Here is a 16,923-nt window from a genome sequence, read left to right on the forward strand (position 1 = left end):
ATCTTGGGTTTACAAAACAGAAAAGAGCCTAAAACGTTAGTACTACTTAAAAAATATAAGTGGCTAACTTAAACTTGAAATTTACGTGTAAATTTCATTATACAACATATAAAAAAATTAGAAAATACTAATTTTAAGAAAATTTGATTATCGAGTTGAGCTTTGTTATCCTATACAGGTGCGTTAGTATAAATTAATTTTTTTAGATAAAACTTTAATTTATTTCTATTGAAAACTAAATATTGAATTGAAGGGAGTAATTAATTATGAATTCTTCTTCACCAAATAATGGTAGTGAAAAGAAGTTTTCTCCAGTCTTTATTTATAGTGCTATTGTAGTTGCAATAGTTGTGTTGATTGGTGCGATTTTACCTGAACAATTCAACAGTGTAACGAATAGTATTAAAATGTGGATTACTGAAAATTTAGGTTGGTATTATTTAATACTGACAACTGTTATTGTTTTCTTTTGTGTATTCCTTATCTTTAGTCCAATTGGTAAACTCAAATTAGGTAAACCTAATGATAAACCAGAATTTAATACTGTTTCTTGGTTTGCAATGTTGTTTAGTGCAGGTATGGGAATTGGATTAGTCTTCTATGGTGCAGCAGAGCCAATGGCGCATTTTGCAACACCACCTACTGCTGATCCTAAAACAACTGAAGCATATACAGAAGCTTTAAGATCAACATTTTTCCATTGGGGATTCCATGCTTGGGCAGTGTATGGTGTAGTAGCACTGGCATTAGCTTATGCTCAATTCCGTAAGGGAGAACCAGGATTACTTTCAAGAACTTTACGTCCAATATTAGGAGATAAAGTAGAAGGACCTATTGGAACGTTTATTGATGTTCTCTCTGTTTTTGCCACTATTGTAGGTGTAGCTGTATCATTAGGTATGGGTGCATTACAAATAAACGGTGGTTTAAACTATCTGTTTGGTGTTCCCAATGCAACTTGGGTACAAGCAATTATTATTGTTATAGTCACTATTTTGTTTATAGCTAGTGCATGGTCTGGTTTAAGTAAAGGTATTCAATACCTTAGTAACTTAAATATTGGATTAGGAACTGTACTCATGATAGCTGCATTAATTGTTGGTCCAACAGTTCTAATTTTAAATATGCTAACTAGTTCTACTGGTAGCTTGTTAAATACATTCCTATATAATAGCTTTGACACAGCAGCACTTAATCCTCAAAAACGTGAATGGATGTCTTCATGGACACTTTACTATTGGGGTTGGTGGTTAAGCTGGAGCCCATTCGTAGGTGTGTTTATTGCAAGGGTATCTAAAGGACGTTCAATCAGAGAATTCATTTCTGGAGTTCTTTTAGTTCCTGCAATTGTAAGTTTCATTTGGTTTAGTGTCTTTGGTGTCTTAGGTATTGAAACAGGTAAAAAATACAAAGAAGTATTTAATATGACTCCAGAAACACAACTCTTTGGAGTATTCAATCATGTACCATTCGGCGTTGTACTATCATTAGTTGCATTATTATTAATTGCATCTTTCTTTATTACTTCAGCCGATTCTGCGACATTCGTTTTAGGAATGCAAACAACATTTGGTTCATTAAATCCATCTAGTATGGTTAAAGTTGTTTGGGGTGTTGCACAAGCACTTATCGCTTTCGTACTATTATTAGCAGGTGGCGGTAATGGTTCTGAAGCACTTAATGCTATTCAAAGTGCAGCAATCATAAGTGCATTCCCATTCTCCTTTGTCGTCATACTCATGATGATAAGTTTCTACAAAGATGCTAATCAAGAACGAAAATTTTTAGGACTTACATTAACGCCTAATAAACATCGTTTACAAGAGTATATTAAGCATCAACAAGAAGATTATGAATCAGATATTCTTGAAAAACGTCAATCACGTAGAAATCAAGAAAAAGAACAATAGAATTATTTAATTAGACCTATGAGCAACTGCTCGTAGGTCTTTTTGTGATTATTTAATTTTTTAGGACTGATAAATAAAATGTAAATAATTAAAAATAGAAATTATTTTAAGGACAAGACACCTGTGGTTGGGACCCAGCAAAGAGAAACTTCGAAACAGTTTCAACAAGCAATGTAGAGACCCGTCATAGAAAAAAATTAAAAGGATTACAGTTGCACTATATGTACAACTGCATAAAAGCTACTAAAGATTGTAAATCTAAGTAGCTTTAAATGTGCAAGACGGGCAAGGTTGGGAAAGAACTAGTAAAGATTAAAAATTTAAGTAGTTTTAAAGGATTACAATTGATTGCTATGAAAAAGGTTTACAGTTTATTAATTCATAATAAACTGCATAAGATTTTCTAGCTATTAAAATAGCAGAAACTCTAACAATTGCATTGGGACCCAGCATAGAGAAACTGTTTCACAGTTTCTACAAGCAATGCAAGCTGGGCAAGAGCTACTAAAGATTAAAAATCTAAGTAGCTCTAAATGTGCAAGCTAGGTTGCGAGGCTTAAAAATTATTATGTATTAATCTAATTTGAGAGAGAACCTTTTTAAACGAATAAAAATGAAATATATAATAGGATGGCTAAACTCTTACTTCAGAAATTCACTAAATTATGCATCCAGTAATTTAGTATTTAAAATAGCATAATTTTAATATGTGATTGTAATTGAAGATATAATGTCAAACAATGACAGTATTAAAAAAACGTTAAAGTTAATACCCAATACAAATATTGATATTTGATTATAACATTGCCCTTAATTGACATTGATAACTATTCTCAATTAATAATAAATACTTATTACACTTTAACTTTATGATAAGTTTTGCTTATAGATACCGATTAAAAAGTCGAAACGATATTTAAGCGTTTTCTAGTCTAGATGAGTTGTTAAACAATACATATAATTATACAATTTAATTAAGGCATATAAATATAAATTTAACCAAGGGGGATTAATTTATGGCTGCAAATATGAAAGAACAATCAAAAAAGCAATTTTCATTAAATGGTCAAAATTATACTTATTATGATTTGAAATCTTTAGAAGACAATGGCTATACAACAATTTCAAAATTACCTTATTCTATCCGTGTGTTACTTGAATCTTTACTTCGTCAGGAGGACGATTTTGTTATTACTGATGAGCATATTAAAGCACTAAGTCAATTTGGAAATGAAGGTAACGAAGGGGAAGTTCCATTTAAACCTTCACGTGTTATTTTACAAGACTTCACGGGTGTGCCAGCAGTAGTAGATTTAGCATCTTTACGTAAAGCTATGGATGATGTAGGTGGAGATATTAACAAAATTAACCCGGAAGTACCTGTTGATTTAGTTATTGATCACTCAGTACAAGTTGATAGCTATGCCAATCCAGATGCGCTTGAACGCAATATGAAATTAGAATTTGAACGTAACTATGAACGTTATCAATTTTTAAACTGGGCAACAAAAGCATTTGACAATTATAACGCTGTTCCACCTGCAACAGGTATTGTCCACCAAGTTAACTTAGAATATTTAGCTAATGTAGTTCACGTGAGAGATGTAGATGGTGAACAAACAGCTTTCCCTGATACATTAGTAGGTACAGACTCACATACAACTATGATTAATGGTATTGGTGTTCTTGGTTGGGGTGTTGGTGGTATCGAAGCTGAGGCAGGAATGCTTGGTCAACCATCTTATTTCCCAATTCCTGAAGTAATTGGTGTTAGATTAACAAATGCATTACCACAAGGTGCTACAGCTACTGACTTAGCATTACGTGTGACACAAGAATTACGTAAAAAAGGTGTTGTAGGAAAATTTGTTGAATTCTTTGGTCCTGGTGTACAACATTTACCATTGGCTGACCGTGCAACAATTGCGAACATGGCACCTGAATATGGTGCAACATGTGGTTTCTTCCCAGTTGATGAAGAATCACTTAAATATATGAAGTTAACTGGTCGTTCTGACGAACATATCGCTATTGTTAAAGAATATTTACAACAAAATCATATGTTCTTCGATGTTGAAAATGAAGATCCTAATTATACTGATGTTATTGAGTTAGATTTAGCAACAGTTGAAGCATCATTATCAGGTCCAAAACGTCCTCAAGACTTAATTTTCTTAAGTGATATGAAAACAGCTTTCGAAGATTCAGTTACTGCTCCTGCAGGTAACCAAGGACATGGATTAGATGCTAGTGAATTTGATAAAACTGCTGAAATTGAATTTGCAGATGGTTCAAAAACTACAATGACTACTGGAGATATTGCTATAGCCGCAATTACGTCATGTACAAATACATCTAACCCATATGTTATGTTAGGTGCTGGATTAGTTGCTAAAAAAGCTGTCGAAAAAGGCTTACAAGTACCAGAATATGTTAAGACTTCATTAGCACCAGGTTCAAAAGTTGTAACTGGGTACTTAAGAGATTCAGGTTTACAAGAATATCTTGATGATTTAGGATTTAATTTAGTTGGATATGGTTGTACTACTTGTATTGGTAACTCAGGTCCATTGTTACCAGAAATTGAAAAAGCAATTGCTCAAGAAGACTTATTAGTTACATCTGTTTTATCAGGTAACCGTAACTTTGAAGGTCGTATTCATCCATTAGTTAAAGCTAACTATTTAGCTTCTCCACAATTAGTAGTGGCATATGCGTTAGCTGGTACAGTTGATATTGATTTAGAACATGAGCCAATTGGTAAAGGTAAAGATGGCGAAGATGTTTATCTTAAAGATATTTGGCCATCAATTAAAGAAGTTTCTGATACAGTAGATAGTGTAGTTACACCAGAACTATTTAAAGAAGAATATGAAAATGTATATAGTAATAATAAATTATGGAATGAAATAGATGTTACTGACAAACCATTGTATGATTTTGATCCTAATTCAACTTATATTCAAAATCCAACATTCTTCCAAGGCTTATCAAAAGAACCTGGTAAGATTGAACCTTTAAATAATTTACGTGTTATGGGTAAATTTGGTGATTCAGTGACAACAGACCACATTTCTCCAGCCGGAGCCATTGGTAAAGATACACCAGCAGGTAAATATTTATTAGATCATGATGTACCAATTCGTGAATTTAACTCTTATGGTTCTCGTCGTGGTAACCATGAAGTAATGGTACGAGGTACGTTTGCTAATATTCGTATCAAAAACCAATTAGCACCAGGAACTGAAGGTGGTTTCACAACTTATTGGCCAACTAATGAAATTATGCCAATTTTCGATGCAGCAATGAAATATAAAGAAGATGGTACTGGCTTAGTTGTTCTTGCAGGTAATGACTATGGTATGGGTTCTTCTCGTGACTGGGCTGCCAAAGGTACTAATTTATTAGGTGTTAAAACTGTTATAGCACAAAGTTATGAACGTATTCACCGTTCAAACTTAGTAATGATGGGTGTACTTCCATTAGAATTTAGAAAAGGTGAATCAGCTGACTCATTAGGTTTAGATGGTACTGAAGAAATTTCAGTTAATATTGATGAATCAGTTCAGCCTCATGATTTTGTTAAAGTTACAGCTAAAAAATCTGATGGCGAATTAGTAGAATTTGATGCTATGGCACGTTTTGACTCATTAGTAGAAATGGATTACTATCGTCATGGTGGTATTTTACAAATGGTATTAAGAAATAAATTAGCTCAATAATTAAATTTAAACAAGACTATGCTATGTGTTTCATGGCATAGTCTTTTATTATATATGTTAAACTTAGGGGGGGGATTATGGTTCTGTACTAAATTGGACTGATGCATAATTATTTTTTCAAGCCTCGCGTTGCCCAACCTGCATTGCATGAAAAAACTGGATAACCAGTTTTTCTATGTTGGGTCCCTACCTCAGGAGTCTCGGCTTCAAAATAATTTATATTTTAAACTATTCACTTTTTATTTATCAGTCCTAAAAAACAAAGAACCGGAATTATATGTGAAAGAAGGAATAAAATGATATATAGTATTACTGAAATTGAAGCTAGATATGCAGAAACTGATAAGATGGGTGTCATATATCATGGTAATTATGCAACTTGGTTTGAAGTTGCACGTTTAGATTATATTTCAAAATTAGGTTTTAGTTATGCAGCAATGGAAAGAGAGGGTATTATTTCTCCTGTAACTGAATTAAATGTTAATTATAAAAAGTCTCTATTTTATCCTGAAAAAGTTAAAATAAAAACATGGGTAGAAAAATATTCAAGACTTCGCTCATTATATCGTTATGAAATTTATAATGAACAAGGTGAACTAGCAACAACCGGATCAACTGAGTTAATTTGTATTAAAGAAGATACTTTTAAGCCAATTCGCTTAGATCGCTATTTTCCAGATTGGCATGCTGCGTATAGTAAAGTAGATCAATTGAATAAACAACAACTAAATTTTGAAGTTGTTAATGGTATAGATGAACTATAAAAAAAGCAGTTGCAAATTAAGATAGTTTCTTAATTTAAGCAACTGCTTTTCAACTGTTGTTATTTCAATTTCTTTATAAATTAGGTGGATTAGTTAAAGTATAATTATGAAATAACCTTTACTTAACAGTGTATGAAATTTCATCTTCGTGATCAACAACGTCAACCACAATTTGGTCATCTTCAAAATACCATAAATCTTTTTCGGCAACGACAATATCTAAGCCATTGTATTGTTGCTCATAGCCAATTTCAATGTCATCTTTATTTTCAACGGTAAATGCGGGACTAAATCCTTGTTTCAATTGAAATTCGCCACCATAACGAACAAAGAAGACTAATACTTTATTACCCTCAGGTAATTCTAATTCATCTTTAAACCAGTCTACTGCTTCATTAGTTAATTCTATTTTCATTAAAATGACCTCCACAATTAAGTTAATTTTAATCATTTTGACCATTGAATTATAGCATAGACTGATAATTTTTTATATTAATTGATTTATTATAAATAAAAAATACTCCATTAGTTGCAAAAAAATAAATTTTGCGAACAGTGGAGTAAAGTATAGTGTTATGATGTAATTACATCCATTTAATTTTAGGTTCTTCACCTTTAAAAATTCTGATAATATTAGTTCGGTGTCTTATTATAAGTATAATCGCAACCAAAGCACTTACAACTAATAAGATATAGTCTTGAATAATCAACGATCCAATAACACAACAAATTGCAGCTACTATACTTGATAAAGAAACATATTTAAATATTTTAAGTACTGCAAAGAATATAACTGCTAGAATTAAGAGTAAAATAGGATTAACACCTAAGACTACTCCGGCACTAGTTGCAACCGCTTTGCCACCTTTAAATTTTAAATATACTGGATAAACATGACCCAGAATAGCAAATAATCCTACAATAAGTCCGTTAGTAAAAAAAGAACTTATCGGACCGTCAGCATGTACAGGTAACCAAATAGGAAAGAATACAGTTATAAATCCTTTGAAAATATCTAAAAATGTTACAACAAACCCTGCAGGTCTTCCGAGTACTCTGAAACTATTTGTTGCACCAGTATTACCACTACCAAATTGTCTAATATCTTTTTTGAAAAACAATTTACCAATTACAAACCCGCTAGGGAATGCACCAATGAGATAACTCAGTAGTAACATGATGATTATCATCATAATTATTACACATCCTTTATTGACTTAGCATCATTTTATCACATTCGTTTTAGTTAGGGCGAATAAATTTTAATACTAATCATTATTATCTATAAAAAGTAGTTGAAACTTAATTGATACTTGCAATTTAAGGAGATTTATATAAGAATAACTATTGTATAGTTTTAAAAACGAACGTACGTTTGCAGGAGGCGAAATCATTGGCAATGAATAAACAAAATAATTATTCAGATGATTCAATACAAGTATTAGAGGGTCTGGAAGCAGTTAGAAAAAGACCAGGTATGTATATTGGATCTACTGATAAGCGTGGACTACATCATCTGGTATATGAAGTTGTCGATAACTCCGTCGATGAAGTATTAAACGGTTACGGAAATGAAATAAACGTAACAATTAACCAAGATGGTAGTATTTCAATAGAAGATAATGGACGTGGGATGCCAACAGGTATACATAAATCAGGGAAACCTACAGTAGAAGTAATATTTACTGTATTACATGCAGGAGGGAAATTTGGTCAAGGTGGCTATAAAACTTCTGGTGGATTACACGGTGTTGGTGCCTCAGTAGTGAATGCTTTGAGTGAATGGTTAGAGGTTGAAATACATAGAGACGGCAATATTTATCAACAAAGTTTTAAAAATGGTGGTGTACCTGCATCAGGGTTAATAAAAAAAGGTAAAACTAAAAAGACAGGTACTAAAGTAACATTTAAACCAGATGCAACAATCTTTAAAGCATCAACTTCTTTTAACTTTGATACTTTAAGTGAACGTTTACAAGAGTCAGCTTTTCTTCTTAAAAATTTAAAAATTAACTTAGTTGATTTAAGAAGTGGCAAAGAACGCCAAGAATTATATCATTATGAAGATGGTATTAAAGAATTTGTAAGTTATATCAATGAAGGAAAAGAAGTTTTACATGATGTAGCTACTTTTTCAGGTGAATCTAACGGAATTGAAGTAGATGTAGCTTTTCAATATAATGATCAATATTCTGAAAGTATTTTAAGCTTTGTAAATAATGTTAGAACTAAAGATGGCGGTACTCATGAAGTTGGTTTTAAGACTGCGATGACACGTGTGTTTAATGATTATGCAAGACGTATTAATGAATTGAAAACTAAAGATAAAAATTTAGATGGTAATGATATACGCGAAGGTTTAACCGCAGTTATTTCTGTTCGAATTCCCGAAGAGTTATTACAATTTGAAGGACAAACTAAATCTAAATTAGGTACTTCTGAAGCTAGAAGTGCTGTAGATTCAGTTGTTGCTGACAAACTACCATTTTATTTAGAAGAAAAGGGTCAATTGTCTAAATCATTAGTGAAAAAGGCTATTAAAGCGCAACAAGCTCGTGAAGCCGCACGTAAAGCTCGTGAAGATGCACGTTCAGGTAAAAAGAACAAACGTAAAGATACATTATTATCAGGCAAACTAACACCTGCACAAAGTAAAAATACCGATAAAAATGAATTATATCTAGTCGAAGGAGACTCAGCAGGTGGTTCAGCTAAATTAGGAAGAGATCGTAAATTCCAAGCAATCTTACCTTTAAGAGGTAAAGTTATTAATACTGAAAAGGCTAGACTTGAAGATATATTTAAAAATGAAGAAATCAACACTATTATTCACACTATAGGTGCTGGTGTAGGTACAGATTTTAAACTTGAAGATAGTAATTATAATCGAGTTATTATTATGACAGATGCCGATACTGATGGAGCACATATTCAAGTATTACTATTAACATTCTTCTTTAAATATATGAAACCGTTAGTTCAAGCAGGAAGAGTATTTATCGCTTTACCACCGTTATATAAACTTGAAAAAGGTAAAGGCAAAACAAAACGTATTGAATATGCGTGGACAGATGAAGAATTAGGTAAATTACAACAAGAATTAGGAAAAGGATTTACTTTACAACGTTATAAAGGTCTAGGTGAAATGAATCCTGAACAATTATGGGAAACGACAATGAACCCAGATACCCGTACGTTAATTAGAGTTCAAGTTGAAGATGAAGTTCGATCATCTAAACGTGTTACAACATTAATGGGTGATAAAGTTGCGCCACGTCGTGAATGGATTGAAAACCATGTAGAATTTGGTATGCAAGAAGATCAAAGTATTCTTGATAATTCTGAAGTTCAAGTACTAGAGCAAGAACAATTTAATGAGGAGGAAACGAAGTGAGTGAAATAATTCAAGATCTATCACTAGAAGATGTTATTGGTGATCGTTTTGGTAGATATAGTAAATATATTATTCAAGAACGTGCACTCCCTGATGTTAGAGATGGTTTAAAACCAGTACAACGTCGTATCTTATACGCTATGTACTCTAGTGGTAATACCTATGATAAAAACTTCCGTAAGAGTGCTAAAACTGTCGGTGACGTTATAGGACAATATCATCCTCATGGTGACTCCTCAGTTTATGAAGCAATGGTACGTCTTAGTCAAGATTGGAAATTAAGACATGTATTGATCGAAATGCACGGTAATAATGGTAGTATCGACAATGATCCACCTGCTGCAATGCGTTATACGGAAGCTAAATTGAGCCAATTGGCAGAAGAGCTATTGAGAGATATCAATAAAGAAACGGTCGCATTTATTCCTAACTATGATGATACAACATTAGAACCTATGGTATTACCATCAAGGTTCCCTAATTTATTAGTTAATGGCTCAACAGGTATATCAGCTGGATATGCAACAGATATACCACCTCATAATTTAGGTGAGGTTATTCAAGCCACTTTAAAATATATCGATAATCCTGATATTACAGTAAGTCAGCTTATGAAATATATGAAAGGTCCTGATTTTCCAACTGGTGGAATAATTCAAGGTGTTGATGGTATTAAAAAGGCCTATGAATCAGGTAAGGGACGTATTATTGTACGATCGAAAGTGGATGAAGAAACGCTACGTAATGGACGTAAACAATTAATTGTTACTGAAATTCCATATGAAGTTAATAAAAGCAGTTTAGTTAAGCGTATTGATGAACTGCGTGCAGATAAAAAAGTGGACGGTATTGTTGAAGTTCGCGATGAAACTGATAGAACTGGTTTACGTATTGCTATTGAACTTAAAAAAGATGTCAATAGTGAAGCCATCAAAAACTATCTATATAAAAATTCTGATTTACAAATATCTTATAACTTTAATATGGTTGCTATTAGTGATGGTAGACCTAAATTAATGGGTATTAGACAAATTATAGATAGTTATTTAAATCATCAAATTGAAGTTGTGGCAAATAGAACTAAATTTGAATTAGATAATGCTGAAAAGCGTATGCACATCGTTGAAGGATTGATTAAAGCGTTATCTATTTTAGATAAAGTAATTGAATTAATTCGTAGTTCTAAAAATAAACGTGATGCTAAAGAAAATTTAATTGCTACCTATGATTTTACTGAGGAACAAGCTGAAGCTATTGTTATGTTGCAATTATATCGTTTAACAAATACAGATATTGTAGCATTACAAGAAGAACATAAAGAACTTGAAGAATTAATTAATTATTTACGTAATATTTTAGATAATCATGATGCCTTATTAACAGTTATTAAAGATGAATTAACAGAAATTAAGAAGAAATTTAAAACTGATAGGTTATCTACTATTGAAGCTGAAATTTCTGAAATTAAGATTGATAAAGAAGTGATGGTACCTAGCGAAGATGTTGTGTTAAGTTTAACAAGACATGGTTACATTAAACGCACATCAATTAGAAGCTTTAATGCTAGTGGTGTGACAGAAATTGGATTAAAAGATGGCGACAGTTTACTGAAGTTCCAAGAAGTAAATACGCAAGATACTGCAATTGTATTTACTAATAAAGGACGTTATCTATTTATTCCTATTCATAAATTGACAGATATCCGTTGGAAAGAATTAGGACAACATGTTTCTCAAATCGTTCCAATCGATGAAGATGAAGCGGTTATTGATATATTTAATGAAAAAGATTTTAACACTAATGCTTTTTATATCTTTGCAACTCGAAATGGTATGGTGAAGAAAAGTACGGTGCCACAGTTTAAGACTAGTAGATTTAACAAACCGCTAATAGCAATAAAATTAAAAGATTCTGATGAAGTAATTAATGTGATGCGTTTCGAAGATGATCAATTAATTACTGTTATTACTCATCGTGGAATGTCGTTAACATATAATACGTCAGAGTTATCAGATATAGGATTACGTGCTGCAGGTGTTAAATCAATTAATCTTAAAGATGATGATAAAGTTGTAATGACTGAGGGAATTCATGACAAAGATTCAATATTAATGGCTACACAACGTGGTTCATTAAAACGTATTGGATTTAAAGTTCTACAAATTGCTAAACGTGCACAACGTGGTATTACACTTTTAAAAGAATTGAAGAAAAATCCTCATCGCATTGTAGCTGCTCATGTCGTAACAGCACAACATCAACAATATAAAATTTATTCAACAACAAATGAAGAGGTTGGTATTATCACTGATATTCACAAGTCAGAGCAGTATACTAATGGATCATTTATTGTTGATGTAGATGACTTTGGTAATATTATTGATATGTATGTAGATTAAAAAAATATATGCAATCAATCAATTAAATGATAAAATAAAGTAATGTTTATTTGTAAAAAAACAAGGGATTTATATTAAAATACTGTCGATTCAGTTTTTCTAATGATTTAAGTTGAATTGATTATATTAATATAGATCTCTTGTATTGTATAAACAAAATGATGATCAATATGATAAATTAAAAGAAGGATAATAAAAGTTATTGGTTTTTAACTTTAATATTGATCAATTGATTAACACAAAACATACATAGAGGATGCGAGGGGTTGTATTTTGAAAGATTTTGATAATTTAATTCCGGGATGGTTTAAAGATTTTGTCCAAATCGGAAATGATTTAATATGGTCGCAGTACTTAATTGGCTTGCTCTTAACAGCAGGGTTCTTTTTCACAATTAGTTCCAAATTTGTGCAATTAAGAATGCTACCAGAAATGTTTAGAGCATTAGTAGAAAGACCTGAAACATTAGAAGATGGAAAAAAAGGAATCTCACCATTCCAAGCATTTGCAATTAGTGCTGGTTCAAGAGTTGGTACTGGTAATATTGCAGGTGTTGCGACAGCAATCGTTCTTGGTGGTCCTGGCGCAGTATTTTGGATGTGGGTCATTGCATTTATCGGGGCTGCAAGTGCTTTTATTGAAGCAACGTTAGCTCAAGTTTACAAAGTCCATGATAAAGATGGTGGTTTCCGTGGTGGACCAGCTTATTATATTACTAAAGGTTTAAATCAAAAATGGTTAGGTATTACATTTGCAATTTTAATTACAGTTACATTTGCCTTTGTTTTTAATACAGTACAATCAAATACTATTGCTGAATCATTAAATACACAATATAATGTTAGCCCAGTTATTACTGGTATTATTTTATCAATTATTACAGCGATAATCATTTTCGGCGGTGTACGTAGTATTGCAACATTATCTTCTTACATCGTTCCAATCATGGCTATTATTTATATTGGTATGGTATTAGTTATTTTAATTTTTAATATTGATCAAATTGTTCCTATGATTGGTACAATTATTAAAAGTGCTTTTGGCTTTGAACAAGTTACGGGTGGTGCTGTAGGTGCTGCTGTGTTACAAGGAATTAAACGTGGTTTATTCTCTAACGAAGCTGGTATGGGTTCAGCACCCAACGCTGCAGCTACTGCGGCTGTGCCACACCCAGTAAAACAAGGTTTAATTCAATCATTAGGTGTATTCTTTGATACTATGTTAGTTTGTACAGCTACAGCGATAATGATTTTATTATATTCTGGTTTGAAATTTGGTGAAAGTGCACCTCAAGGTGTTGCAGTAACACAATCAGCTTTAAATGAACATTTAGGTTCAGCTGGTGGAATATTCCTTACAATTGCAGTGACTTTATTTGCGTTTTCTTCAGTTGTTGGTAACTATTACTATGGTCAATCAAATATCGAATTTTTATCTACTAATAAGATTATTTTGTTTATTTTCAGATGTTTAGTAGTTGCATTAGTATTTATTGGTGCAGTCGCTAAAACAGAAACTGTATGGAGTACAGCAGATTTATTTATGGGATTAATGGCCATTGTAAATATTATTTCCATTATTGGTTTATCTAACATTGCTTTTGCATTGATGAAAGATTACCAGCAGCAGAAAAAAGAAGGCAAGAACCCTGTATTTAGACCTGAAAACTTAGAAATCAACTTATTTGGTATAAGTGCTTGGGGTATTAATAAATCTAATAAATTAAATAAATAACAAACTACATTATAAATACAATATGTATATATTGAGTTTAAATAAAAACAACTTCTATTTTAGCGAATAGAAGTTGTTTTTTTAGTATACTTTTTTAGTTCTCTAACAAATTGGATTGAGTCATAATTAATTTTTCAAGTCTCGCACTCCAGCTTGCACATTTAGAGCTAGTTAGATTTATAATCTTTACTAGCTCTTATGCAATTGTTACGCTAGCAATCAATTGTAATCTTTTATTTTTGATTTTTAATCTTTAGTAGCTCTTGCCCAACTTGCACATTATTGTAAAAATTCTTTGTTAAGAATTTTTCTGTGTTGGGTCCCTTGCCCAGCTTGCACATTATTGTAAAAGTTCTGTTAACAGAACTTTTCTTTGCTGGGTCCCTGCATCAAGAGTTTCGGTTTCAAAATTATTTTCATTTTAAATTATTCGCTTTTTAGCAGTCTTAAAAATAGAGAGCTTTTTTGAACTTGTTTCTAATAATCATGCTAAGTATTTCAATTTTTAATAAATCATTTTATAATAATAAACTATATTTTGTCATTATACTTAATTTGTATTTGAATAGTTCAGCTTTACAAGGTTTAATACTTTTAACATGTTGCTATACAAGATATAATTTAAAAAGGAAAAATAGGTGATGTTAATGGGAAGATATAAAGTATCAAAAGCTTTAAATAATAATGTTGTTATATGTACAAAAGATCGTCAAGAAGTAATCTTAATTGGCAAAGGCATTGGTTTCAATAAAAAAGAGGGAATGATCTTGAACAATGACCTTATTACTATAGATAAAATTTACACTTTAGAGAGTGAACAACAAAAAGAACATTATAAAACTTTAGTTGAAATTGCTGATGATGATGTATTGCAAGTTATTATTGAATCATTAAATTTTATTTCCAATACAGCAATCAATGTGGATGCTAAACAATTGGTAGTTTCTCTAACTGATCACATTATTTTTGCATATAAGCGTTTAAAACAAAACCAAATTATTGCAAATCCATTTGCGATGGAAACAAAGCAATTATATAGTGAAGCTTATCAAATAGCCCAGCAAGTTATAGATAAGTTGAATGTTGATCTAGATGTTAACTTCCCTGAAGATGAAGTGGGGTTTATAGCTTTACATATTGCCTCTAATACAGAAGATTTATCAATGAGAGAAATGACGTTGATGAATGATATTATGAATAGAAGTATTAAAATTATTGAAAGTGATTTAAATACTGTTGTAGATAAGCAATCACTTCAATATCAGCGATTTATAAGACATGTACAGTTTTTAATTCGACGCTTAAAAAAACAAGAATATGTACATGCACAAGATGACTTCATAAAAATGATAAAAGGTCATTATCCAATTTGCTATAATACAGCATTTAAAATCTTAACTATGATTCAAAAACAATTTGATGTTCATATTAGCGACTCTGAAATAATTTATTTAACTTTGCATATTCATCATTTTGAAGGGAATATAAAGCGGAGTTAAAGTTTCGTTAAAGATAAAATTCAAGTGTTTTTAAAACTTAATTATGTGGTATGATAATTATTAGCAAATTTTACATTAATTTATTGAAATATTAAATTAATTATAAACTTTAGTAGTGGTGGTGTTTATATCATTGAATGAAAATGACAAAGTAACAAGAAAAAATTTATTGAAATTTACTGAATCACGATATATGAAATTTATTGGTGGTAATGATTTAGTATTTTCTTTAATTGCGTTAGTTTTATTAGGTATTGTGATTTTTATCTTTGATAAGGTTTCTTATGTATTTGAACCTTTTATCATTATTTTTAAAACAATTGCAGCGCCTATTATTGTATCTTTAATTCTATTTTATTTATTAAATCCTATAGTGAATTTGATGGAACGATATAGAATTCCAAGAATTGCAGGCATTACAATTATTTATTTAGCAGTTGTTGGTATTATTACATTAATAATTAATTTATTGATACCTATTATTGGTTCGCAAATAGAGAGTTTGGTTAAAAATTCACCTCATTATCTTGAAAAAGTAATTAACTCTTTTGATAAAATTATGAATAATACTATGTTTTCAGCATACTATAGTCAAGTTAATGACTGGTTAAATGGCTTGCCTAAAAAATTACCTTCAATGATTTCTGAATATACTGATGGTTTTGGTTCGAAAATAGCGTCATTTGCTGAAACAATTGCAAATATCGGTGTTGTTATTGCAACAACTCCTTTTGTGTTATTCTTTATGTTAAAAGATGGACATCATTTTAAAGACTTCACAACAAAAATTATGCCACCAAAATTCAGAAATGATTTTCATGATTTACTCGAAAAAATGAGTGTGCAAGTTGGTTCATATATTCAAGGACAAATTATTGTGTCATTTTGTATTGGTATTTTATTATTTATTGGTTATTCAATTATTGGATTGAAATATAGCCTTGTATTAGCTAGTATTGCTGCTGTCACAAGTGTTGTGCCATATCTTGGACCAACTATTGCTATATCACCAGCAATTATTATTGCTGCAATTACATCTCCATGGATGCTGTTAAAATTAGCAATAGTATGGACATTAGTACAATTCTTTGAAGGACACTTCATTTCACCTAATATAATGGGTAAAACACTGAAGATTCACCCATTAACAATTATATTTATCTTGTTATGTGCCGGTAAATTATTAGGTATCGTAGGTGTTATTTTAGGTATACCAGGATATGCAATATTAAAAGTATTAGTTACTCATTTATTCTTATTATTTAAACGTCGTTATAACCGTTATTATGGTGATGATGTTGGTGAGTACGATATTAAGGAAAGTAATAAAATCGTTGAATAATATTAACAGAGTCATCAACTGAATGTTTTAGTTGGTGACTTTTTTGTATTTGATAACAAAGTGAGTAACTTTTGAAAGTTTAAATTGCTAGAGTCTACATATTTATGAATGTATATTACAAAAATGTTATATAAATTAGAGGGAAATGATGTGATAATG

At 31.1% G+C, this 16,923-nt stretch carries 10 protein-coding genes; 8 read left to right on the plus strand and 2 right to left on the minus strand.

All coding sequences use genetic code 11. The features are described 5' to 3' along the window. The first annotated feature begins 266 nt into the window (after window positions 1-266). The 3 genes from J3R86_RS05285 (at window position 267) to menI (ending at window position 6,396) form a co-directional block, all read left to right on the plus strand. Complete coding sequence (locus J3R86_RS05285; protein ID WP_207518377.1) at window positions 267-1,910, plus strand: glycine betaine uptake BCCT transporter; 1,644 nt, start codon at window positions 267-269, stop codon at window positions 1,908-1,910. A gap of 1,016 nt (window positions 1,911-2,926) precedes the next feature. Next, window positions 2,927-5,632 carry an aconitate hydratase AcnA gene (acnA, locus tag J3R86_RS05290; protein ID WP_207518378.1) on the plus strand — a complete coding sequence of 902 codons (2,706 nt, stop codon included), beginning with the start codon at window positions 2,927-2,929 and terminating at the stop codon, window positions 5,630-5,632. Between the two features lie 296 nt (window positions 5,633-5,928). Continuing rightward, entirely contained in the window at window positions 5,929-6,396 is a 468-nt protein-coding gene (menI, locus tag J3R86_RS05295; protein WP_207518379.1) for a 1,4-dihydroxy-2-naphthoyl-CoA hydrolase MenI, read from the plus strand. A 118-nt stretch (window positions 6,397-6,514) separates the two neighbouring features. Here menI and J3R86_RS05300 read toward each other — a convergent pair whose 3' ends face one another. After that, window positions 6,515-6,811 carry a HesB/YadR/YfhF family protein gene (locus tag J3R86_RS05300; protein WP_207518381.1) on the minus strand — a complete coding sequence of 99 codons (297 nt, stop codon included), beginning with the start codon at window positions 6,809-6,811 and terminating at the stop codon, window positions 6,515-6,517. 169 nt (window positions 6,812-6,980) lie between these two features. Then, the gene (plsY, locus tag J3R86_RS05305) at window positions 6,981-7,589 is read right to left on the minus strand and encodes a glycerol-3-phosphate 1-O-acyltransferase PlsY (protein WP_207518383.1); all 609 of its coding nucleotides are present in this window, start codon (window positions 7,587-7,589) and stop codon (window positions 6,981-6,983) included. Window positions 7,590-7,795: 206 nt separating this feature from the next. Here plsY and parE point away from each other — a divergent pair, with 206 nt between their 5' ends. From parE to J3R86_RS05330, 5 genes are all read left to right on the plus strand, one after another. Next, window positions 7,796-9,790, plus strand: a complete 1,995-nt coding sequence (parE, locus tag J3R86_RS05310) for a DNA topoisomerase IV subunit B (RefSeq protein ID WP_207518520.1) — start codon at window positions 7,796-7,798, stop codon at window positions 9,788-9,790. Continuing rightward, a complete protein-coding gene (gene parC / locus J3R86_RS05315; RefSeq protein ID WP_207518384.1) occupies window positions 9,787-12,189 on the plus strand; it encodes a DNA topoisomerase IV subunit A in 2,403 nt (800 codons plus the stop codon). The genes parE and parC overlap by 4 nt, the downstream gene beginning before the upstream one ends. A 273-nt stretch (window positions 12,190-12,462) precedes the next feature. Continuing rightward, the gene (locus J3R86_RS05320; RefSeq protein ID WP_207518386.1) at window positions 12,463-13,923 is read left to right on the plus strand and encodes a glutamine transporter AlsT; all 1,461 of its coding nucleotides are present in this window, start codon (window positions 12,463-12,465) and stop codon (window positions 13,921-13,923) included. A 647-nt stretch (window positions 13,924-14,570) separates the two neighbouring features. Next, window positions 14,571-15,422 (plus strand): glucose PTS transporter transcription antiterminator GlcT, encoded by an 852-nt coding sequence (glcT, locus tag J3R86_RS05325; protein ID WP_207518387.1) that lies wholly within the window; start codon window positions 14,571-14,573, stop codon window positions 15,420-15,422. Window positions 15,423-15,555: 133 nt separating this feature from the next. Continuing rightward, window positions 15,556-16,764 (plus strand): AI-2E family transporter, encoded by a 1,209-nt coding sequence (locus tag J3R86_RS05330; RefSeq protein WP_207518388.1) that lies wholly within the window; start codon window positions 15,556-15,558, stop codon window positions 16,762-16,764. The last annotated feature ends 159 nt before the right edge of the window (window positions 16,765-16,923 follow it).

Source organism: Staphylococcus simiae (genome assembly GCF_017357005.1).
GTDB classification, from domain to species: domain Bacteria; phylum Bacillota; class Bacilli; order Staphylococcales; family Staphylococcaceae; genus Staphylococcus; species Staphylococcus simiae_A.

Coding starts and splice junctions, on each gene's coding strand:
- J3R86_RS05300 (WP_207518381.1), bottom strand. CDS start 6,811: ATGAAAATAGAATTAACTAATGAAGCAGTAGACTGGTTTAAAGATGAA.
- glcT (WP_207518387.1), top strand. CDS start 14,571: ATGGGAAGATATAAAGTATCAAAAGCTTTAAATAATAATGTTGTTATA.
- plsY (WP_207518383.1), bottom strand. CDS start 7,589: ATGATGATAATCATCATGTTACTACTGAGTTATCTCATTGGTGCATTC.
- parE (WP_207518520.1), top strand. CDS start 7,796: ATGAATAAACAAAATAATTATTCAGATGATTCAATACAAGTATTAGAG.
- J3R86_RS05285 (WP_207518377.1), top strand. CDS start 267: ATGAATTCTTCTTCACCAAATAATGGTAGTGAAAAGAAGTTTTCTCCA.
- menI (WP_207518379.1), top strand. CDS start 5,929: ATGATATATAGTATTACTGAAATTGAAGCTAGATATGCAGAAACTGAT.
- acnA (WP_207518378.1), top strand. CDS start 2,927: ATGGCTGCAAATATGAAAGAACAATCAAAAAAGCAATTTTCATTAAAT.